The organism is Novosphingobium aquae, from assembly GCF_037572715.1.
Classification (GTDB): domain Bacteria; phylum Pseudomonadota; class Alphaproteobacteria; order Sphingomonadales; family Sphingomonadaceae; genus Novosphingobium; species Novosphingobium aquae.
The window spans coordinates 105,830-124,731 of the sequence record NZ_JBBHJY010000001.1 but is presented as its reverse complement, the minus strand read 5'-3'; the positions used below and the strand labels follow the sequence as shown (position 1 = coordinate 124,731).

Genomic DNA, 18,902 nt, shown 5'->3' with positions numbered 1-18,902 from the left:
CCGTGGCGGTCTATACCAGCCTTGGCGCCGAACAGCTCGCCGCGCTGATCGCTACCTTCGATGTCGGCGTACTGGTTTCGGCCAAGGGCATTGCCGAGGGCGTGTCCAATTCCAACTGGCTGATCGATACGACCGGCGCAGATGGAAGGGGCGCTCGCTTCATCCTGACGATGTATGAGCAGCGCACCGAGGTGGCGGACCTGCCGTTCTTCCTCGGCCTGCTTGATCACCTATCAGCCAAGGGCTGCCCGGTTCCGGCGACGATCCACGACCGGCAAGGACAGGCCTACCAGTTGATCGAAGGCAAGGCGGTGGCGCTGATCGAATTCCTCCCCGGCGTATCGGTAAGCAAGCCGACTGCGGGACAGGCCGAAGCGGTTGGCGCGGCGCTCGCGCGGGTCCACCTCGCCGCCGCTGATTTCGCCAGCGCCCGCGCCAACGGCATGGGGCCGGCGAGCTGGCAGGAGCTGCTTGGCGCCTGCGGAGAGGCAGGCCTCGCCTCGATCGATCCCGCGCTGGCGGCGATCGTTGACCAGAGCCTGCCGGAGACGGTCGCGGCATGGCCATCCGACCTGCCCAGCGGCGTGATCCATGCGGACCTGTTTCCCGATAACGTGCTGATGCTGGGCGACGAAGTCACCGGCCTGATCGACTTCTATTTCGCCTGCACTGACATGTTTGCTTACGACATCGCGGTAACTCACGCAGCTTGGTGCTTTGACGCGTCAGGTACCACGTTCTCGCCGGAACTGTCGCGCGCGCTGCTCGCTGGCTACCGCTCGGTCCGCATGCTTTCAGCGGCGGAACAAGCAGCCCTCCCCCTCCTGGCGCGCGGTGCTGCGCTGCGCTTCCTCGCCACCCGCGCCTATGACTGGCTCAACACGCCGGGCGATGCGCTGGTTACCCGCAAGGATCCGATGGCCTTTGCCCGCCGCCTGCAATTCTATGCCGACCCGGCGAACGCTGGCATCTTCGCGTGAAGCAGGTCGAGATTTTCACCGACGGCGCCTGCAAGGGCAATCCCGGTCCCGGCGGCTGGGGCGCGATCCTGCGCATGGGACACCATGAAAAGGAAATGTCCGGTAGCGACAAGGCGACGACCAACAACCGCATGGAACTCGCCGCTGTGATCAATGCCCTCGGCGCGCTTAAAGAGCCGTGCCGGGTGCATCTCCACACTGACAGCCGCTATGTCATCGACGGCATCACCAAGTGGATTTACGGCTGGCAGAAGAACGGCTGGCGCAATGCGGCCAAGAAGCCCGTAGCCAATTCCGACCAGTGGATCGAACTGATCGAAGCCACCCGCCCGCACCGTATCGAATGGATCTGGGTCAAGGGCCACGACGGCCACCCTGAGAATGAGCGGGCAGACAAGCTGGCCAGCGACGCGGCCGACGCTGCGAGGTAATTCCAAACAAAAAGAACCCCCGCCTCTTGCGAGACGGGGGCCTTGCTCAGCGACTTCTGAGGGGGCTCAGAGGCCGCGGATACCGCTGTAGTCGATGTCGACGACGCGGCCGTATTCGACCTTGCACTTGAACGAACCGCTGTCGTAGCCGCGCAGGTTGTCGTTCCAGCCGCGGTAGTCATTACCCCAGCCCCGGCCATAGCGGTTGTCGCCATTGCGCCAATCCCGACCGTTCGAGTTGACGGCGATGCGGCCCTTCACCGTGTAGCCACGGTTGTTGTAATCGACATCGCGGATGTCGGTTACGTCGGCGCGGCCATAGGAATACCGGCTGGCATCGCGTTCGGCGGTGCGAACGCAGAGTTCGATCGCCTGGCGCGGGTTGCCGTAACGGTTGTCATAGCCACGGTTGTCGTAACCCCGATAACGCGGGTCATAGCCAGCGCGGCCATAGTTATAGTCATAGCCGCGGTCCCGGCTGGAAGCCGAAGCAACGGCGGCGATCCCGCCAAGAATGACTGCACCGGCAATTACCTCGCCTGCGCTGATGCCATCACGATCGCGATGGTCACGCGCGGCGGCTGGAGCCGCTGCCGAAGCCACCATTGCGCCAGCCACGAAAGTGGCAACTGCGCCCTTGGCCAGTGCTTTTGAAATGGTCTTCATGTCTCGATCCTCGTCACGTGGACAGGTCGATTCCCGTCCGATGACGCTGAACTACCGAATCGCGGGTGATGCGAGGCTGAACCCGCCTGACAGGTAATATTCATAAAAATGGCCGGAAACATGAACGAGGCTTGGCACCAAACGTTAACCCTTTGCGGTTACTGGAAAACCCCATGCTCGCATTGTACTTCCTCATGGCCCAGATTGCGCTGATCGGCGGGATCACCCTGCTTGAAAAGCGTCTCAATCCGGGGCCTCTGGACTGGATACGCAACATTCAGGCGTGGCTGATCAGCTTTTTCGCCGGCATGTTGTTTCTGGTTTTCGTGCCGGAATGGACCGGCGGCGCGCTGATCGACGCAAAGGAGCTTCCCTATTGGGCAGGCTTCCTGATCTTCCTGTTCGTGCGCGATGGGGTGGAATATGCCTTCCACTATGCCCAGCACCGCGTGCCGTTCCTGTGGCGGATGCATTCGCTGCACCATTCCGATCCGGAAATGTGTGCGCTGACGACCAATCGTCACTTCTGGGGCGACCAGTTCTTCAAGTCGTTTACCATCTGGCCGCTGTCGTTCATGATCATCGAGCCAACCCATTCGGTGCTGGTCGGATATGCCGTGGTGTCGCTGTACAACTATTTCATTCACGCGAACCTCAAGGTCAACTTCGGCCGCCTGTCTTGGGCGCTGAACAGCCCCGCCTATCACCGCCGTCATCATTCGAAGCTGCCCGAACACTTCGATTCGAACTTCGCGGCGCTGTTCCCGGTGTTCGACGTGATCTTCGGCACCTATCGCCGCCCCGACGGCTGGCCGCCGACCGGACAGGCCACCACTCCGCGCTCATTCCGCGAACTGCTATCGTGGCCGCACTTCGAAGGCCGCGTCGACGAGGTTGAGGCCGAAGCCCCAGCCACCACGACCGCTACGGCCTAGGATCGACCTCCAGTCCGCTCCACGCGGACAGGAACCCCAGAATATCCGCACCTTCCTCGATGACCTTGTCGGTCGGCTTGCCCGAGCCGTGCCCGGCGCGCGTTTCGATGCGGATCAGGTGCGGTTTGCCGCCGGGGTTGGCGGCCTGCAAGGCGGCAGCATATTTGAACGAATGGGCCGGTACCACGCGGTCATCGGTATCGGCGGTGGTCACCAGAACCGGCGGATAGGCCACCCCCGCCTTCAGGTTGTGATACGGCGAATAGGCGCGCAGCACCCGCCAGTCCGCCTCCTTGGACGGATAGCCGTAATCGTCCACCCAATAGCGTCCGGCGGTAAAGCGATCGAAGCGCAGCATGTCCATCACGCCGACCTGCGGCACGGCGGCGGCGAACAGGTCCGGTCGCTGGTTGACCACGGCGCCGACCAACAAGCCGCCGTTCGATCCGCCCTGAATGACAAGGCTGTTCTTCGGGGTCACGCCCCGCGCGATCAGGTATTCGCCCGCCGCGATGAAATCATCGAAGACGTTCTGCTTGTTCGCCAGCCGTCCAGCCTCGTGCCAGACCTTGCCGAGCTCACCGCCGCCGCGGAGGTTGGCGAGCGCAAAGGCACCGCCCGCCTCAAGCCAGGCCATCCTCACGGCCGAGAACGAAGGCACTTGCGACACATCGAAGCCGCCATAGCCATAGAGCAGCGTCGGCACCGCCCTCCCCGCCTGCGCGATTCCCCGCTTGCGGACGAGGAACATCGGCACCCGTGTGCCATCGCGTGAGGTGAAGGTCCGCTGCTCCACTTCGTAGTCCGCCGGGTCGAATGACACCCTGGGCACGGCGAAGGGCAGCGATTTCCCGGTGCGGCTGTCGAAACGGAAAACTGCCGGGGGCTGGTTGAAGCTGGCAAAGGTATAGAACGTCTCGGCATCGCCGGGCCGCCCGGAAAAGCCCGATGCCGTGCCGATTGCGCTCAGCCGGATCGCCTGCACCGGCTTGCCATCCAGCGAGAGCATTTCCGCGCGGGTCGATGCGTCCTTGAGGAAGGACAGCAGCAGCCGGTCACCGACGATCTGGCCGCGCGTGAGCGTATCCACACGCTCGGGCACGACATCGTGGAAGGTCCAGGGCGGGTCATCTTCCGTGCCGCATGGCTCGCCATCGACTGGGCCGCAGCCGAGCGAGGGCGTGTGCCCGTTCTTGCGCCCCGGCGGGATAAACCGGTCGAGATCGGCCCGCACCACTTTGCCCTTCGCCGCCCCGGCATTGGTGACGAACCACAGGCTGTCGCCCACGCCCTCGATCAGCCGCCAGTTATCGTCGAGCCCGCCCACCAGTTCCACCGCGGCCCAATCGCGCTGCATCGATGCGGAGAGCCTGCCCCGCAGTTGTCCGGCCAGCGCGATGGCGTGCAGTTCGAATTTGCTGTCGGTGCCCTGCGAGGTGGTGATCACCGCCCAGCGGCCGTCCCACGTCACCCGGGCGCGGTGGTTCAGTTCGGGGCGGTCCGGGGTGGCATAGACCCGCTCGTCGGCCGATTGCGGCGTGCCGATGCGGTGGAAATAGACCGCCTGGCCCCGGCTCGCTTCCTGAAACTGCGCGCCATCGCGCGGAGCGGGGAAGCGCGAGTAAAGAAAGCCCTCGGAGCCGATCCACGCGATGGCGGAGAATTTCACCCATTGCAGTTCGTCGGCCAGATCCTTGCCCGATTTCGTGTCGCGCACCCGGATCGTGCGCCAGTCCGAGCCGGCGTCCTGCACCGCATAGGCCACCAGCTTGCCATCACGCGACGGTGCCCAGTCATCAAGCGCCGTCGCGCCGTCGCTGGCCCAGGTGTTGGGATCGATCAGCAGGCGCGGCTTGCCCGCCAGCCCCTTGCGGACAAACAGTTGCGACTGGTTCTGCAGGCCTGAATTGCGCGTGTAGAAATAGCGCCCTCCGGCCTTCTGCGGCAGGCCGAAGCGTTCGTAGTCCATCAGTTCGCGGATGCGGCGGGTGAACCATTCACGCTGCGGCAGCTTGGCCAGATAAGCGTCGGTCGCGGCGTTCTGCTGCTCTACCCAGCCTGCGACAGCCTTGTCCGTGCGAACGTCGTTTTCCAGCCAGCGATAGGGATCGGCAATCGCCTCGCCGAACTGGGTTTCGACCACATCGACGCGCGGCGTTGCGGGATATTGCGGCGCGGATGGACCAGCGGCGAAGGCAGCGGATGGCGCGCCTGCTGGCAGTCCCAGCAGCAGCAGGACAACAATCAACCGGCAGCGACCCAAGGCGGCGATCATCTTTCTCACATGCAAAAAAGCGGCTGCGAGTGACCTAACACCCGCAACCGCTTTTGCAATCTTGGCTGAAACCCCACCTGAGCGGGGCTCAAAAGATCAAGCCTCTTCGAAGTCTTCGTCAACCATCACCGGGCCCGAATCCTGGCCCTTGGCAGTGACGTCGCGATCAACCAGTTCGATCACGGCAATCGGGGCAGCGTCCGAAGCGCGGAAGCCGGCCTTGATCACGCGGGTATAGCCACCGGAGCGGTCTGCATAACGGGCTGCCAGAACTTCAAACAGCTTGCGCTCCTGCGTCTCGTCCAACAGCCGGGCATGAGCCAGACGACGGTTGGAAAGCCCGCCACGCTTGCCCAGCGTGATCAGCTTTTCAACATAGGGTGCGAGTTCGCGGGCCTTGGCAATTCCGGTGGTGATCTGCTCGTGCTTGATCAGCGCCGCCGCCATGTTGCGCAGCATCGCGATACGATGTGACGAGGTGCGGTTAAGCTTGCGATGGCCTACCTTATGACGCATTTGTTGTACTCCGTTCGTAAGGGGGCCGGATCAGGTACCCCGGTCCAGGCGACGTTTTGGGCCGCCGCCTCCACCCAACCTCCCGGCGTACCGGGAGGGAAATCTTCTGGATTAACCCAGCAACTCTTGTTCGAGCTTCTTGGCCATTTCCTCGATGTTTTCCGGCGGCCAGCCAGGGATGTCCATGCCGAGGCGCAGACCCATCGAGCTCAGGACTTCCTTGATCTCGTTGAGCGACTTGCGGCCGAAGTTCGGCGTGCGGAGCATCTCGGCCTCGGTCTTCTGGACCAGGTCGCCGATGTAGATGATGTTGTCGTTCTTGAGGCAGTTTGCCGAACGGACCGACAGCTCCAGCTCGTCGACCTTCTTGAGAAGGTAACGGTTGAGCTGGTTGGTATCGCCTTCGTCGGACGGGGCCGAAGCCGCCATGCCGATCATCGGCGACTGGCCGATCGGGGCCACGTCTTCGAAGTGGACGAACAGCGCCAGCTGGTCCTGAAGGATGCGCGCGGCATAGGCCACGGCGTCTTCCGGGGTGATGGTGCCGTCGGTATCGACCGTCAGGCTCAGCTTGTCGTAGTCAAGCTCCTGGCCGATACGGGCGTTGTCGACCTTGTAGCTGACCTGGCGAACCGGCGAATAGAGTGAATCGACCGGGATCAGGCCGATGGGCGCATCGATCGGACGGTTCGACACGGCGGGGACATAGCCCTTGCCGGTGTCGGCGGTCAGTTCCATGTTCAGCGTCGCGCCTTCGTCGAGATGGCAGATCACGAGATCCTTGTTCATCACTTCGATGTCGCCCGTCACCGCGATGTCACCGGCGGTGACTTCGGCGGGGCCGGTTGCCGAAAGCTGGAGACGCTTCGGGCCTTCGCCCTGCATCCGCAGCGCGATCTGCTTCACGTTGAGCACGATGTCGGTCACGTCTTCGCGAACGCCGGCAAGCGACGAGAATTCGTGAAGGACGTTCTCGATCTTGATCGAGGTAATCGCGGCGCCCTGCAGCGAGGAGAGCAGCACGCGGCGCAGGGCATTGCCCAGCGTCAGGCCGAAACCACGCTCAAGCGGCTCGGCAACGAAAGTCGCCTTGCGCTTCGGGTCATTGCCCGGCTTGATTTCGAGGCTGTTGGGCTTCTTCAGTTCCTGCCAGTTCTTGATATTGACGGACATGGACTTCCCCTATGGGTTTGTTCTCTGGCGGGACGGCCGTTTCCCCAAATGGGTCCGCGGCCGATCCTGAAACGCGGCGACCGAAGCCGCCGCGCAAAAGCGGATCAGACGCGGCGACGCTTGGAAGGACGCACGCCATTGTGCGGGATCGGCGTCACGTCACGGATCGAGGTGATCGTGAAACCAACAGCCTGCAGGGCACGGAGCGCGCTTTCGCGGCCCGAACCGGGGCCCTTGACCTCAACCTCAAGGGTGCGAACGCCGTGTTCGGCGGCCTTCTTGCCGGCATCGTCTGCAGCGACCTGCGCGGCATAAGGCGTCGACTTGCGGCTGCCCTTGAAGCCCATCATGCCGGCTGACGACCACGAGATCGCATTGCCCTGGGCATCAGTGATGGTGACCATGGTATTGTTGAAGCTGGCGTTCACATGCGCGATGCCGCTGGAGATGTTTTTCCGCTCGCGGCGCTTAATGCGCTGGGGTTCGCGTGCCATTTTTCGTTTCCTACTCGAATATCAAGGAAGGGAAGCCAGGTCCTTTGCAGGACCGGCTTACTTCTTCTTGCCGGCGATCGGCTTGGCCTTGCCCTTGCGGGTACGGGCGTTGGTGTGCGTGCGCTGGCCGCGGACCGGAAGTCCCTTGCGGTGACGCAGGCCGCGATAGCAAGCCAGATCCATGAGCCGCTTGATGTTCATCGACGTTTCACGGCGGAGGTCACCCTCGACAGTGTGTTCAGCGTCGATCGATTCACGGATGTGCAGGACTTCCTGATCGTTCAGATCGGCAACCCGGCGGCTGTGATCGATGCCCAGCTTGTCGACGATCTGCTTCGCCTTGAAGGGTCCGATACCGTGAATGTAGGTGAGCGCGATGATAACGCGCTTGTTGGTGGGGATGTTTACCCCGGCAATACGAGCCACTTAATTCTCCATGCTCCACAGTGGGTTAGCCTGATCCGCAAGGATGCGGCGTCCACCATCTCAACGCTTCACTTCGGCATAAACGCGAAAAGCCGGGTCGGCGCGCACGCAGGCGGCTACCTTCCGGACTGACCCGTTTTTGTCGAGTGAACGGCGCGCTTAGGCCGATTCGGCCCGCCTGTCAACGCCTTGCAAGTGCGAAGCCGGCCGGTCACCTGACGGTGCCGGGGCGCTGCTTGCCCTGCCCTCATACCGCTGCCGGAGGCCTACGTCAAAACCCCAATGGTGGTTGCTGCCCCGCCCTAGTCGCCGGCTGGCTTCTTTGCCGCAGGTTTCGTCGCAGGCTTGCGCAAGGGCTTGACCACAGCCTTCGGCTTGGCCGCTGGCTTGAGCGAGGCATCAAAGTCAGCCGCGACATCACTGCCGAGCGAAACCGCACCGGTATCCCCTTCCCCCGCAGGTGCATCGGCAGGCGCGGCTTCGTCGATATCCGCCTTCTTGGACGAGGGTGCGGCCGGCGTCTTTGAACCAAGCTTTGCACCGAGACGCCGGAGCTGTTCGGCCATCACCTTGTCGACGACCGGCCCAATCTTGTCGGTCTTGTAGCGCATATAGCCGCCGACGACATATTCCCACAGGATCCGGGTGCCGCCAGGCACCGCCTTGAAGGTCATGGTCAGAGTGCCGTGGACAGCTTCCGATTGCAGCGGGCCCAGTCCGCCGGTCAACCGCAGCACGCGGTTCGGTTCGGCATAGACAATGTGCATGTGCTCGATCGAGCCATTGCGCTGATCTTCGGGCGCATCCTTGGGGCGCAGCAGCTTCTCGCAGAAACAGCCCGTCGCCTGGGCATCTAGGTAGAGGTTCTTGGCATCGCCCGAATAGGTATGCTCGCCGGACCACCATTCCCCGGGGGTCAACAAAACCTTCCAGCTTTCCTGCGGGGTGGCGGTAACTTCCTCGGTCAGGCGGATAACGAAGCCAGCTTCACTGCTCGCCACCACTTCGGCGCTCGCCGGAATGGCAAGAAAGGCCATCGGCAAGGCCGTCAGCATGGTGGGCAAAAGTCGCATCGATAATCTCCCTGTCGGAGACGATGCTAATCAAATGCGCGGAGGCCGCAAGCCCCCGGCAAGGTCAGAGTCAGAAGCCGAGGGCCTTTTCGATGGCCGCGGTAACATGCTCGAGTTCCGCCATGCCATTGACCCGCGAGACGATGCCACGCGCGTCATAGATCGGCAGGATCGGCGCGGTCTTGGCGCGGTATTCGCCCATGCGCGTGCGCACGGTTTCCTCGTTGTCATCAGGGCGGCGCTTGAATTCGGTCGAGCCGCACTTGTCGCAGGTGCCCGGGATGCGCGGCTGCTCAAACTTGTCGTGATAGCCCTTGCCGCACGATGCGCAGGTGAAGCGTCCAGTGATGCGTTCGACCAGAGCGTCCTCGTTCACGTCGAGTTCGATCACATGGTCAAGCGTGCGGCCGCGCTGCGCGAGGATCGCATCGAGCGCCTCGGCCTGAGCGGCGGTACGCGGATAACCATCGAAGATCGCGCCGGCATCGGCCCCCATCGAATCGAGCTCTTCGCCGATCAGCGCCGAGACGATTGCGTCCGAGACCAGCTCGCCGCGCTCCATCACGGCTTTCGCCTGGAGCCCGACGGGCGTGCCCGCCTTTACGGCAGCGCGCAGCATGTCGCCGGTCGACAGCTGGCGCATGCCATGCCGTTCAACGAGCCGCTGGGACTGGGTACCCTTGCCCGCCCCCGGCGGTCCAAGCAGGATGATGTTCACGCGTTCATTCCCCCGATGGCGCGCGCCTTTTCAGCGCATGCGTCCCTTGAGTTTCGCCTTCTTGATCAGGTCACCATACTGATGTGCCAGCAAGTGTGACTGAATCTGAGTAATGGTATCCACAGTCACGTTGACCACGATGAGTAATGACGTGCCGCCAAAGAACGAAGCCGTAACGCCGGTCTGGGCAATGATCCATTCTGGGAACAGGCAGACGATCGTGAGATAGGCCGCGCCAATCACGGTGATACGCGTCAGGACATAATCGAGATAGGTCGCGGTGTTCTTGCCCGGACGGATGCCTGGGATGAAGCCGCCGTTGCGCTTCAGGTTCTCCGAAGTCTCTTCGGGATTGAACACGACAGCCGTGTAGAAGAAGCTGAAGAAGATGATCCCGGCCGCATAGAGCGCCATGTAGGCCGGCTTGCCGTGGCCAAGGTAGTTGTTCACCGCGACGAGGATCGAACCCATCGTGGAATCGGTCGACAGCGAGTTACCGGCGAACTGCGTGATCGTCAGCGGCAGAAGCAGCAGCGAGCTGGCGAAGATCGGCGGGATGACGCCCGAGGTGTTGAGCTTGAGCGGCAGGTGGCTGCGATCCGCCTGCATCATGCCGCGCTGGGTCGCTCGCTTGGGATACTGGATCAGCAGCCGCCGGGTGGCGCGCTCCATGAAGCAGATGAACAGCACCATGGCGACCAGGATGATGAGCAGCAGGGCAATCGTCGTGCCACTGATCGAGCCGGTGCGGCCACCTTCGAACAGGTTGGCGGCGAAGGTCGGCATACCGGCGACAATGCCGGCCATGATGATCAGCGAAGTGCCATTACCGATACCGCGCGAGGTGATCTGTTCACCCAGCCACAGCAGGAACATGGTGCCACCGACCAACGAGATCAGGCCGGCAATGTAAAACAGCGGACCCGGATCGACCGCAAAACCCTGTGTCGCGGCGTTCTTGAGCGCGGCATAGCCCTGCACAAGAGCGAGCGCGACAGCGCCGTAACGGCTGTATTGATTGAGTTTGCGACGTCCGCTTTCGCCTTCCTTCTTCAGGGCGGCGAGCGAGGGATGCAGCGATGCGGCGAGCTGAACGACAATCGAGGCGGTGATGTAAGGCATCACGCCGAGTGCTATCAGCGAATAGCGTTCCAGCGCCCCGCCCGAGAACATATTGAAGAAGTCCAGGATGCCGCCCGAATTGCGGTCCATGAAGTTCTGCAGCTTGATCGGGTCAATGCCGGGAAGCGGCACGAAGCTGAGGAAGCGGAATACGACAAGCGCCGCCAGCGTGAACCAGATGCGGTTCTTCAGCTCGGTGGCCTTGGAAAAATTGGCGAGGTTCAGAGTGCTCGCAACGTTATCGGCGCGTGATGCCATCGGGGAATAAAGCCTTGCTGTGGATCCGCAGCGGATCGCCATTCAGGCCCATATAGGCACGAAAGCGAGATGTCGAACCCCCGCGATCAACCATCCCCGCAGTATCAGCCGCGGGGATGATCAAATTACTTTGCAGCCTTGTTGGCTTCGCGGCGAGCGGTCTTCTTCTCATGCTCGGTCGGGCCGGCATCGGGAATGTTGACCGTGCCGCCAGCCTTTTCGACGGCAGCCTTGGCGCCGGCAGAAACGCCGTCAACGGCGAAGGTCACCTTGGCGGTGAATTCACCCTTGCCGAGCAGACGGACGCCGTCCTTGCCGCCACGGGCAAAACCGGCAGCCTTGAGCGCTGCGTGATCGATGACGGCCTTGGCGTCCAGCTTGCCGGAATCGATCGCCTTCTGGATCAGGCCGAGGTTCACTTCGGCATAGTCCTTGGCGAACTGCTTGTTGCTGAAGCCGCGCTTCGGGATGCGCATGTGAAGCGGCATCTGGCCGCCTTCGAAGCCGTTGATGCTGACGCCCGAACGTGCCTTGGCACCCTTCTGGCCGCGGCCGGCAGTCTTGCCCTTGCCCGAACCGATACCACGGCCGACGCGCATGCGGCCCTTGCGGGCACCTTCGTTGTCACGAATTTCATTGAGTTTCATGAGTTGCACTCGCTTTCGCTTTTGTCGCGCTATTCTCTCATTTGAGTCTCCGCACAGGCCGAGACCTCAGGAGGCCGAGAGATTACCTCCAATAGGAATCAGCGCGCCCACCTAGGCGGGCGCGCTCGATTGGTCAATCGACCACCTTCACCATGTGGGGAAGCTTGGCAATCGCGCCGCGAACCTCAGGAGTGTCCTGACGTTCAACAACGCGGTGCATCTTGCCCAGACCCAGGCCGATCAGAATTTTCTTCTGGCTTTCCGGGCGGCGGATCGGCGAACCGATCTGCTTGATCTTGATAGTCGCCATCTGTCTTACTCCACGATAGCGGCAGCGTCGGCTTCCGCCTCTGCTACGCTGGCGCCGCCACGACCGAGCAGGTCAGCGACCTTCTTGCCACGGCGCTGGGCAACCGACTTCGGCGAAGTCTGGTTGACGAGCGCGTCGAAGGTGGCGCGGATCATGTTGTACGGGTTCGAAGTACCGACCGACTTGGTCACCACGTCGGCCACGCCCAGGCTTTCGAAAACGGCGCGCATCGGGCCACCGGCGATGATGCCGGTACCGGCCGGAGCCGAACGCACGTTGACCTTGCCGGCGCCGAAACGTCCCTTGCCGTCATGGTGCAGGGTGCGGCCTTCCTTGAGCGGAACGCGAACCATCTTCTTCTTGGCAGCTGCGGTAGCCTTGGTGATGGCTTCCGGCACTTCGCGTGCCTTGCCATGACCGAAGCCGACGCGGCCCTTGCCGTCGCCCACGACGACCAGCGCTGCAAAGCCGAAGCGCTTGCCGCCCTTGACCGTCTTCGAGACGCGGTTGATGTGAACGAGCTTCTCGATCAGCTCTTCGCCGCCGTCATCGTCGCCGCCACGGCCGCGATTGCGGTCGTCACGACCACGACCACCGCCACTGCCGCGTCCGCCGCGGTCATTGCCGCCACGATCGTTGCCGCCGCGACCACGGCCACGGCCGCCGCCGCCAGGACCACGTGCTTCGCCGCCGGTTTCAGCGCCTTGGGGATTTGCCGCGGCGATCGGAGCGTCGATCACAGCTGCGTTGTTGGTTTCGTCTGCCATCATCAGAACTCCAGCCCGCCTTCGCGAGCGGCATCAGCCAGCGCCTTGACGCGGCCATGGAAAAGGAAGCCGCCGCGATCGAACACGACAGAAGTGACGCCGGCCTGCTTGGCAGCCGCGGCGAGATCGGCGCCAACCTTTGCAGCAGCCTCGACATTGGCGCCGGGACCCTTGGATCCCTTGACCAGCGTGGAAGCCGCAGCGATCGTCTTGCCAGCGGCATCGTCGATGATCTGGGCATAGATGTGACGGCCCGAACGGTGCACCGAAAGCCGCGGACGGCCACCGGAGCGCGCCTTGAGCGCGGTGCGAACGCGCCGACGACGGCGCTCGAAGAGGGACAGCTTGGCCATTACTTCTTCTTCCCTTCCTTGCGGAAGATGAACTCGCCGCGGTACTTGATACCCTTGCCCTTGTAGGGTTCGGGCTTGCGCCAGCGACGGATCTCGGCCGCAACCTGGCCGACCTTCTGCTTGTCGATACCAATGATCTCGACGGTGGTGTTATCCGGCGTCTTGATCTCGATCCCTTCCGGAATCGCGTAGTCGACGTCGTGGCTGTAACCGAGCTGCAGCTTCAGGTTCTTGCCCTGAGAGTTTGCGCGGTAACCGACACCGGTGATCTCGAGGACCTTGGTGTAACCCTGGGTCACACCGGTCACGAGATTGTCGACCATGGTGCGCTGCATGCCCCAGAAGGCACGCGCCGCCTTGGTATCGTTGGCGGGCAGCACCGAAATGCTGTCACCTTCGATTTTGTAGGCGATTTCTTCGCGCAGGCTGAGCGTCAGGGTGCCTTTGGGGCCCTTCACGGTCAGAACGCCATCCGCGATATCGGCGCTGACGCCGCTCGGGATCGCAACCGGACGTTTGCCAATACGGCTCATCAGAACACCTCCGCGAGCACTTCGCCGCCGACGTTCTGGGCGCGCGCTTCGGCATCCGAAAGCACGCCGCGAGGCGTCGAGACGATGGTGATACCAAGACCATTACGAATGATCGGAAGTTCCTTGGAACCCGAATAGACGCGGCGGCCAGGCTTGGAGACACGAGCGACGTGCTTGATGGCGGGTTCGCCTTCGAAGTACTTCAGCTCGATGCGCAGCTGCGGGTGAACGCCGGTAGCGTCCTCCGTATAGCCGCGGATGTAGCCTTCGCGCTGCAACACTTCGAGTACGCGGGCGCGCAGCTTCGAAGCGGGCGAAAGGACAGAGTCCTTCTTGGCGCGCTGGCCGTTACGGATGCGGGTGAGCAGGTCACCCAGGGGATCGGTCAATGCCATCGGATGATCCTTACCAGCTCGACTTCGTCACGCCCGGAATCATGCCCTTGTTGGCAAGATTACGGAGTTCGATGCGGCACAGGCCGAACTTGCGATAATAGCCGCGGGGGCGGCCGGTGGTGGCGCAGCGGTTACGCACACGAGTAGGATTCGCGTTGCGCGGCAGCTCTGCCATCTTGAGGCGGGCCATCAGGCGTTCGCCATCGTCGAGCGCTTCGTTGTCAGCCGTCGCCTTGAGCGCAGCATACTTTGCTGCGTATTTGGTGACGAGCTTCTTGCGACGCTCATTCTTGTTCACGGAACTCAGTTTCGCCATGGACTTAAGCTCTCTTCTTCAATTGCAGTTCACGCGGCCTGCTGCTGATCGTCAGCAGCTTCCAGCGGGAAAGGGAATCCGAACAGGCGGAGCAGCTCGCGCGCTTCGTCGTCGGTCTTGGCAGTGGTGGTGACAATGATGTCCATGCCACGCACCTTGTCGATCTGGTCGTAGCTGATCTCCGGAAAGATGATCTGCTCCTTCAGGCCCATGGCATAGTTGCCACGGCCGTCGAACGACTTCGGATTGAGGCCACGGAAATCGCGAATGCGGGGCATTGCGACGGTGATCAGACGATCAAGGAATTCGTACATGCGTTCACGGCGCAGGGTAACTTTGCAACCGATCGCCATGCCTTCACGCAGCTTGAACTGCGCGATCGACTTCTTGGCCTTGGTCACGACGGCCTTCTGGCCGGCGATCTTTTCCATTTCCTCGACCGCGGTCGTAACCTTCTTGCGGTCCTGGGTGCCTTCACCAACGCCCATGTTGAGCGTGATCTTCTGGATCTTCGGCACTTCCATCACGTTCTTGTAGCCAAACTTTTCAGTCATGGCTTTCGCGATTTCGGCATCGTACTTGGTACGAAGGCGCGGGGTGTAATTTTCAGCCATCGATCTTCTCTCCGGACTTGACGGCCACGCGGACCTTCTTGCCATCCTGGGTTTCGAACCGGACGCGGCTCGGCTTGCCGTCTACCGCGATGCCGACCTTGGAGATCGCCATCGGCGCTTCACGACGCTCGATGCCGCCTTGCGGGTTTTCCTGGCTCGGTTTGCGGTGGCGGGTGATCACATTGGCACCCGCAACAACGATCTTGCCGTCCTTGGGAAGCACCTGCGTGACCGTACCGACATGACCCTTGCTCTTACCCGAACGGACAACAACGGTGTCACCCTTCTTGATCTTGGACGCAGCCATTACAGCACCTCCGGCGCAAGCGAGATGATCTTCATGAAGCCCTTGGAACGCAGTTCGCGAACCACGGGGCCGAAGATACGGGTGCCGATGGGCTCTTCGTTCTTGCCGACGAGCACAGCAGCGTTGCTGTCGAAGCGGATCACCGATCCGTCAGCGCGGCGCACTTCTTTGCGGGTGCGAACGATGACAGCGCGATGGACGTCGCCCTTCTTAACCTTGGTGCGCGGCTGCGCTTCCTTGACCGACACCACGATGATGTCGCCGACGCCCGCAACCCGGCGCTTAGACCCGCCCAGTACCTTGATGCACTGGACGCGCTTTGCGCCGCTGTTGTCTGCGACGTCGAGGTTGGATTGCATCTGGATCATTGATCCGGTTCCTTCTCAACGGCTTACCGGGACTTGCCCGGCAGTTCCAAAAACGATTTCGACTTAAACGTCGGCTTCCACGGCGGCGGTCTTGCCCGCGGTTACGCGCTCGATCACCTTCCAGGTCTTCAACTTGGAGATGGGAGCCGTTTCCTCGATGCGAACAACTTCACCGGCCTTGAAGGCGTTGGTTTCGTCATGCGCGTGGTACTTCTTCGAGCGGCGGATGATCTTCCCGTAGAGGGGGTGCTTCACCTTACGCTCAACCTTGACCACGACGGTCTTGTCAGTCTTGTCGGAGACGACGGTGCCGACCAGAATACGCTTGGGCATTCGTCTGCTCCTTACTTGGCCACGCGGGCGCGTTCGCCCTGCAGCGTTTTGATCCGGGCGATGTCGCGACGAACTTCCTTGATGCGCGCGGGGCGCTCAAGCTGGTTGGTCGCAGCCTGGAAACGGAGGTTGAACGCCTCGCGCTTCAGGTCGTGCATCTGCTCGCCCAGCTGGTCATCGGACTTGACGCGCAGGTCCTCGACGCGGGTGGTCTTGTTCTTGCCGGCCATTATTCGGCTCCCAGGTGCGAAGTGTCGCCAAGGCGGGCAACGACCTTGACCTTGATAGGCAGCTTCATCGCGGCGCGGCTGAAGGCAACTGCCGCCAGCGGACCGGGAACGCCATCGAGTTCGAACAGGATGCGGCCCGGCTTTACCTTGGCTGCCCAGTATTCGACCGAGCCCTTGCCCTTGCCCTGGCGGACTTCGGCGGGCTTCTTCGACACCGGCACGTCGGGGAACACGCGGATCCACAGGCGTCCCTGACGCTTGATGTGGCGCGTGATCGCACGGCGGGCCGCTTCAATCTGGCGAGCGGTGATCCGCTCAGGCTCAAGAGCCTTGAGGCCGTAGGAGCCAAAGTTCAGATCCGAGCCGCCCTTGGCGTCACCCTTGATCCGGCCCTTGAACTGCTTGCGGAACTTATGTTTTTTCGGTTGCAGCATGGCTTAGTTCCTGCGGTCATCGCGCGCGGGGCGCACGCCGGAGGTCTGGGCCTCCAGCATCAGGCGGTCCTGGGCCATCGGGTCATGGCCAAGTATTTCACCCTTGAAAATCCAGCACTTGATGCCGATGATCCCATATGCGGTCAGCGCTTCGGCTTCGGCATAATCGATATTGGCGCGAAGCGTATGTGCCGGCACGCGGCCTTCACGGTACGATTCAATGCGGGCGATTTCTGCACCACCAAGACGGCCGCCGCAGGTGATCTTGATGCCTTCGGCACCGAGACGCATGGCGGACTGCATGGCGCGCTTCATCGCACGGCGGAAAGCCACACGGCGGATCAGCTGATCGGCAATGCCCTGGGCAACAAGCTTGGCATCGACTTCCGGCTTGCGGATTTCAACGATGTTCAACTTGACGTCGCCGGCGGTCATCTTGGCCAGCTGCGAGCGCAGCTTTTCGATGTCCGCACCCTTCTTGCCGATGATGACACCCGGGCGGGCGGCATAGATCGACACGCGGCAGGTCTTGGCCGGACGCTCGATCACCACCTTGGAGATCGCGGCCTGGGGCAGCGTTTCCATGATGAACTTGCGCATCTTGAGGTCATCCTCAAGCAGCGTGCGGTAGTTCTTGCCTTCGGCGTACCAGCGGCTGTCCCAGGTCCGGTTGATCTGGAGGCGCAGGCCGATCGGATTGCTCTTGTGACCCATGATCAGGCCTCCCCAGCTTCGTCGGAAACTTCACGGACAACGATCCGCAGCCGGCTGAACGGCTTCAGGATGCGGGTCGACTTGCCGCGACCACGGGTGTGGAAGCGCTTCATCGTGATCGACTTGCCGACCGAGGCTTCCGCCACGACGAGCGAGTCGACGTCCAGGTTGTGGTTGTTCTCGGCATTGGCGATCGCCGAAGCGAGTACCTTGCGAGCGTCAACCGCCATGCCCTTCTTCGAGAAGGCCAGGATGTTCATCGCGTCTTCAGCGCGGCGACCACGGATCAGCGCAGCCACGAGGTTCAGCTTCTGGGCCGAACCGCGGATCTGCGTGCCGACCGAGAGGGCCTCGTTGTCACCAACGCGGCGGGGAGCTTTCTGCTTGCTCATCAGCGCTTGCCCTTCTTGTCAGCGGCATGGCCGGGGAACGTGCGCGTCGGCGCGAATTCACCAAGCTTGTGGCCGACCATCTCTTCAGAGACGGAAACAGGGATGAACTTGTGGCCGTTGTAGACGTTGAACGTCAGACCAACGAACTGCGGCAGGATCGTCGAGCGACGCGACCAGGTCTTGATCGGCGCGGCGCGGCTGCCCTGATCCTGCGAGGCTTCCGCCTTCTTCAGCAGGTGCAGGTCGACGAAAGGGCCCTTCCATACGGAGCGTGCCATGGTCGCTTACCTCTTCTTCTTGGCGTGGCGCGACCGGATGATCATGCCATCGGTGCGCTTGTTGTGGCGGGTACGGGCACCCTTGGTCGGCTTGCCCCACGGGGTAACCGGATGACGGCCACCCGAGGTACGACCTTCGCCACCACCGTGCGGATGGTCGACCGGGTTCTTGGCAACACCGCGGGTCAGCGGGCGGATGCCCTTCCAGCGGTTGCGGCCAGCCTTGGCGAGGTTGGTGTTCTGGTTGTCGGGGTTCGAAACCGCGCCAACCGTACCCATGCAATCGCCGCGCAGGTAACGCTGCTCACCCGAGTTAAGGCGGACGATAACCATGCCGCGGTCACGACCAACGACCTGGACGTAAGTCCCTGCCGAACGGGCGATCTGACCGCCTTTGCCCGGCTTCATCTCCACGTTGTGGCAGATGGTGCCGACCGGCATGGTGCTGAGCAGCATTGCGTTGCCCGGCTTCACGTCCGTCTTCTCACCAGCAACAACGCTGTCGCCAACGGCGAGGCGCTGCGGCGCGATGATGTAGTTCTGTTCGCCGTCTGCATACTTGATGAGGGCGATGAAAGCCGTGCGGTTGGGATCGTACTCGAGCCGCTCGACGGTTGCGGGAGCATCCCACTTCCGGCGCTTGAAATCGATGAAACGATACGACTGCTTGTGACCGCCGGCGATGCCACGCGAGGTGACATGGCCCTTGTTGTTACGGCCGCCAGTCTTGCTCTTGCCTTCGGTCAGCGCCTTGAGCGGCTTGCCCTTCCACAGCGACGACTTGTCGACGAGGATCAGGCCGCGCCGTGCGGGGCTGGTCGGGTTATAGTTTTTGAGTGCCATT

At 62.3% G+C, this 18,902-nt stretch carries 29 protein-coding genes; 3 read left to right on the top strand and 26 right to left on the bottom strand.

The features are described 5' to 3' along the window. Positions 1-2: 2 nt before the first annotated feature. Together thrB and rnhA are read left to right on the top strand one after the other, a co-directional pair. A complete protein-coding gene (thrB, locus tag WG900_RS00685) occupies positions 3-980 on the top strand; it encodes a homoserine kinase (RefSeq protein ID WP_339963970.1) in 978 nt (325 codons plus the stop codon). Continuing rightward, entirely contained in the window at positions 977-1,411 is a 435-nt protein-coding gene (gene rnhA, locus WG900_RS00680; protein ID WP_339963969.1) for a ribonuclease HI, read from the top strand. The genes thrB and rnhA overlap by 4 nt, the downstream gene beginning before the upstream one ends. A gap of 66 nt (positions 1,412-1,477) precedes the next feature. On the opposite strand, the gene WG900_RS00675 is transcribed toward rnhA, so the two are convergent. Further along, positions 1,478-2,077 carry a hypothetical protein gene (locus WG900_RS00675; protein ID WP_339963967.1) on the bottom strand — a complete coding sequence of 200 codons (600 nt, stop codon included), beginning with the start codon at positions 2,075-2,077 and terminating at the stop codon, positions 1,478-1,480. 173 nt (positions 2,078-2,250) lie between these two features. Here WG900_RS00675 and WG900_RS00670 point away from each other — a divergent pair, with 173 nt between their 5' ends. Further along, positions 2,251-3,012, top strand: a complete 762-nt coding sequence (locus WG900_RS00670) for a sterol desaturase family protein (RefSeq protein WP_339963966.1) — start codon at positions 2,251-2,253, stop codon at positions 3,010-3,012. On the opposite strand, the gene WG900_RS00665 is transcribed toward WG900_RS00670, so the two are convergent. The 25 genes from WG900_RS00665 to rplB form a co-directional block, all read right to left on the bottom strand. Beyond that, positions 3,002-5,287: a prolyl oligopeptidase family serine peptidase gene (locus WG900_RS00665; RefSeq protein WP_339963965.1), complete on the bottom strand. Its 2,286-nt coding sequence runs from the start codon at positions 5,285-5,287 to the stop codon at positions 3,002-3,004. The two genes, WG900_RS00670 and WG900_RS00665, sit on opposite strands and share 11 nt — an antisense overlap. A gap of 96 nt (positions 5,288-5,383) precedes the next feature. Continuing rightward, the gene (gene rplQ / locus WG900_RS00660) at positions 5,384-5,803 is read right to left on the bottom strand and encodes a 50S ribosomal protein L17 (protein WP_339963964.1); all 420 of its coding nucleotides are present in this window, start codon (positions 5,801-5,803) and stop codon (positions 5,384-5,386) included. Positions 5,804-5,914: 111 nt separating this feature from the next. Then, complete coding sequence (locus WG900_RS00655; RefSeq protein WP_310531501.1) at positions 5,915-6,976, bottom strand: DNA-directed RNA polymerase subunit alpha; 1,062 nt, start codon at positions 6,974-6,976, stop codon at positions 5,915-5,917. 104 nt (positions 6,977-7,080) lie between these two features. Beyond that, a complete protein-coding gene (gene rpsK, locus WG900_RS00650) occupies positions 7,081-7,470 on the bottom strand; it encodes a 30S ribosomal protein S11 (RefSeq protein WP_058736858.1) in 390 nt (129 codons plus the stop codon). Between the two features lie 57 nt (positions 7,471-7,527). Further along, a complete protein-coding gene (gene rpsM, locus WG900_RS00645) occupies positions 7,528-7,896 on the bottom strand; it encodes a 30S ribosomal protein S13 (protein ID WP_310531497.1) in 369 nt (122 codons plus the stop codon). A gap of 302 nt (positions 7,897-8,198) precedes the next feature. Then, a complete protein-coding gene (locus tag WG900_RS00640; RefSeq protein ID WP_339963963.1) occupies positions 8,199-8,969 on the bottom strand; it encodes an SRPBCC family protein in 771 nt (256 codons plus the stop codon). Between the two features lie 70 nt (positions 8,970-9,039). Continuing rightward, positions 9,040-9,687 (bottom strand): adenylate kinase, encoded by a 648-nt coding sequence (locus WG900_RS00635; RefSeq protein WP_339963962.1) that lies wholly within the window; start codon positions 9,685-9,687, stop codon positions 9,040-9,042. 30 nt (positions 9,688-9,717) lie between these two features. Further along, on the bottom strand, positions 9,718-11,067 hold the full coding sequence (gene secY / locus WG900_RS00630) for a preprotein translocase subunit SecY (protein WP_339963961.1): 1,350 nt from the start codon (positions 11,065-11,067) through the stop codon (positions 9,718-9,720). A gap of 125 nt (positions 11,068-11,192) precedes the next feature. Further along, a complete protein-coding gene (gene rplO, locus WG900_RS00625; protein ID WP_339963960.1) occupies positions 11,193-11,714 on the bottom strand; it encodes a 50S ribosomal protein L15 in 522 nt (173 codons plus the stop codon). Between the two features lie 133 nt (positions 11,715-11,847). Next, entirely contained in the window at positions 11,848-12,024 is a 177-nt protein-coding gene (gene rpmD / locus WG900_RS00620; RefSeq protein ID WP_339963959.1) for a 50S ribosomal protein L30, read from the bottom strand. Positions 12,025-12,029: 5 nt separating this feature from the next. After that, positions 12,030-12,791 carry a 30S ribosomal protein S5 gene (gene rpsE, locus WG900_RS00615; RefSeq protein WP_339965294.1) on the bottom strand — a complete coding sequence of 254 codons (762 nt, stop codon included), beginning with the start codon at positions 12,789-12,791 and terminating at the stop codon, positions 12,030-12,032. A gap of 2 nt (positions 12,792-12,793) precedes the next feature. Then, positions 12,794-13,144 carry a 50S ribosomal protein L18 gene (rplR, locus tag WG900_RS00610; protein ID WP_339963958.1) on the bottom strand — a complete coding sequence of 117 codons (351 nt, stop codon included), beginning with the start codon at positions 13,142-13,144 and terminating at the stop codon, positions 12,794-12,796. Beyond that, a complete protein-coding gene (gene rplF / locus WG900_RS00605; protein WP_339963957.1) occupies positions 13,144-13,677 on the bottom strand; it encodes a 50S ribosomal protein L6 in 534 nt (177 codons plus the stop codon). Before rplF ends, rplR begins: the two co-directional genes overlap by 1 nt. Then, positions 13,677-14,072 carry a 30S ribosomal protein S8 gene (gene rpsH, locus WG900_RS00600; RefSeq protein ID WP_339963956.1) on the bottom strand — a complete coding sequence of 132 codons (396 nt, stop codon included), beginning with the start codon at positions 14,070-14,072 and terminating at the stop codon, positions 13,677-13,679. Before rpsH ends, rplF begins: the two co-directional genes overlap by 1 nt. A 10-nt stretch (positions 14,073-14,082) precedes the next feature. Further along, positions 14,083-14,388, bottom strand: a complete 306-nt coding sequence (rpsN, locus tag WG900_RS00595; RefSeq protein ID WP_339963955.1) for a 30S ribosomal protein S14 — start codon at positions 14,386-14,388, stop codon at positions 14,083-14,085. Positions 14,389-14,417: 29 nt separating this feature from the next. Then, positions 14,418-15,002, bottom strand: a complete 585-nt coding sequence (gene rplE, locus WG900_RS00590; protein ID WP_339963954.1) for a 50S ribosomal protein L5 — start codon at positions 15,000-15,002, stop codon at positions 14,418-14,420. Continuing rightward, positions 14,995-15,309: a 50S ribosomal protein L24 gene (gene rplX, locus WG900_RS00585; RefSeq protein WP_339963953.1), complete on the bottom strand. Its 315-nt coding sequence runs from the start codon at positions 15,307-15,309 to the stop codon at positions 14,995-14,997. The genes rplE and rplX overlap by 8 nt, the downstream gene beginning before the upstream one ends. Then, the gene (gene rplN / locus WG900_RS00580; RefSeq protein WP_339963952.1) at positions 15,309-15,677 is read right to left on the bottom strand and encodes a 50S ribosomal protein L14; all 369 of its coding nucleotides are present in this window, start codon (positions 15,675-15,677) and stop codon (positions 15,309-15,311) included. Before rplN ends, rplX begins: the two co-directional genes overlap by 1 nt. A 63-nt stretch (positions 15,678-15,740) precedes the next feature. After that, complete coding sequence (gene rpsQ, locus WG900_RS00575) at positions 15,741-16,010, bottom strand: 30S ribosomal protein S17 (protein ID WP_339963951.1); 270 nt, start codon at positions 16,008-16,010, stop codon at positions 15,741-15,743. A gap of 11 nt (positions 16,011-16,021) precedes the next feature. Then, positions 16,022-16,240 (bottom strand): 50S ribosomal protein L29, encoded by a 219-nt coding sequence (rpmC, locus tag WG900_RS00570; protein ID WP_339963950.1) that lies wholly within the window; start codon positions 16,238-16,240, stop codon positions 16,022-16,024. Then, entirely contained in the window at positions 16,240-16,674 is a 435-nt protein-coding gene (rplP, locus tag WG900_RS00565) for a 50S ribosomal protein L16 (protein WP_339963949.1), read from the bottom strand. The genes rpmC and rplP overlap by 1 nt, the downstream gene beginning before the upstream one ends. Positions 16,675-16,677: 3 nt before the next feature. Continuing rightward, a complete protein-coding gene (rpsC, locus tag WG900_RS00560; RefSeq protein WP_339963948.1) occupies positions 16,678-17,388 on the bottom strand; it encodes a 30S ribosomal protein S3 in 711 nt (236 codons plus the stop codon). A gap of 2 nt (positions 17,389-17,390) precedes the next feature. Continuing rightward, complete coding sequence (rplV, locus tag WG900_RS00555; protein ID WP_339963947.1) at positions 17,391-17,780, bottom strand: 50S ribosomal protein L22; 390 nt, start codon at positions 17,778-17,780, stop codon at positions 17,391-17,393. Further along, positions 17,780-18,058: a 30S ribosomal protein S19 gene (rpsS, locus tag WG900_RS00550; RefSeq protein WP_310533788.1), complete on the bottom strand. Its 279-nt coding sequence runs from the start codon at positions 18,056-18,058 to the stop codon at positions 17,780-17,782. The genes rplV and rpsS overlap by 1 nt, the downstream gene beginning before the upstream one ends. A gap of 6 nt (positions 18,059-18,064) precedes the next feature. Beyond that, on the bottom strand, positions 18,065-18,901 hold the full coding sequence (gene rplB / locus WG900_RS00545; RefSeq protein WP_339963945.1) for a 50S ribosomal protein L2: 837 nt from the start codon (positions 18,899-18,901) through the stop codon (positions 18,065-18,067). Position 18,902 lies beyond the last annotated feature (1 nt).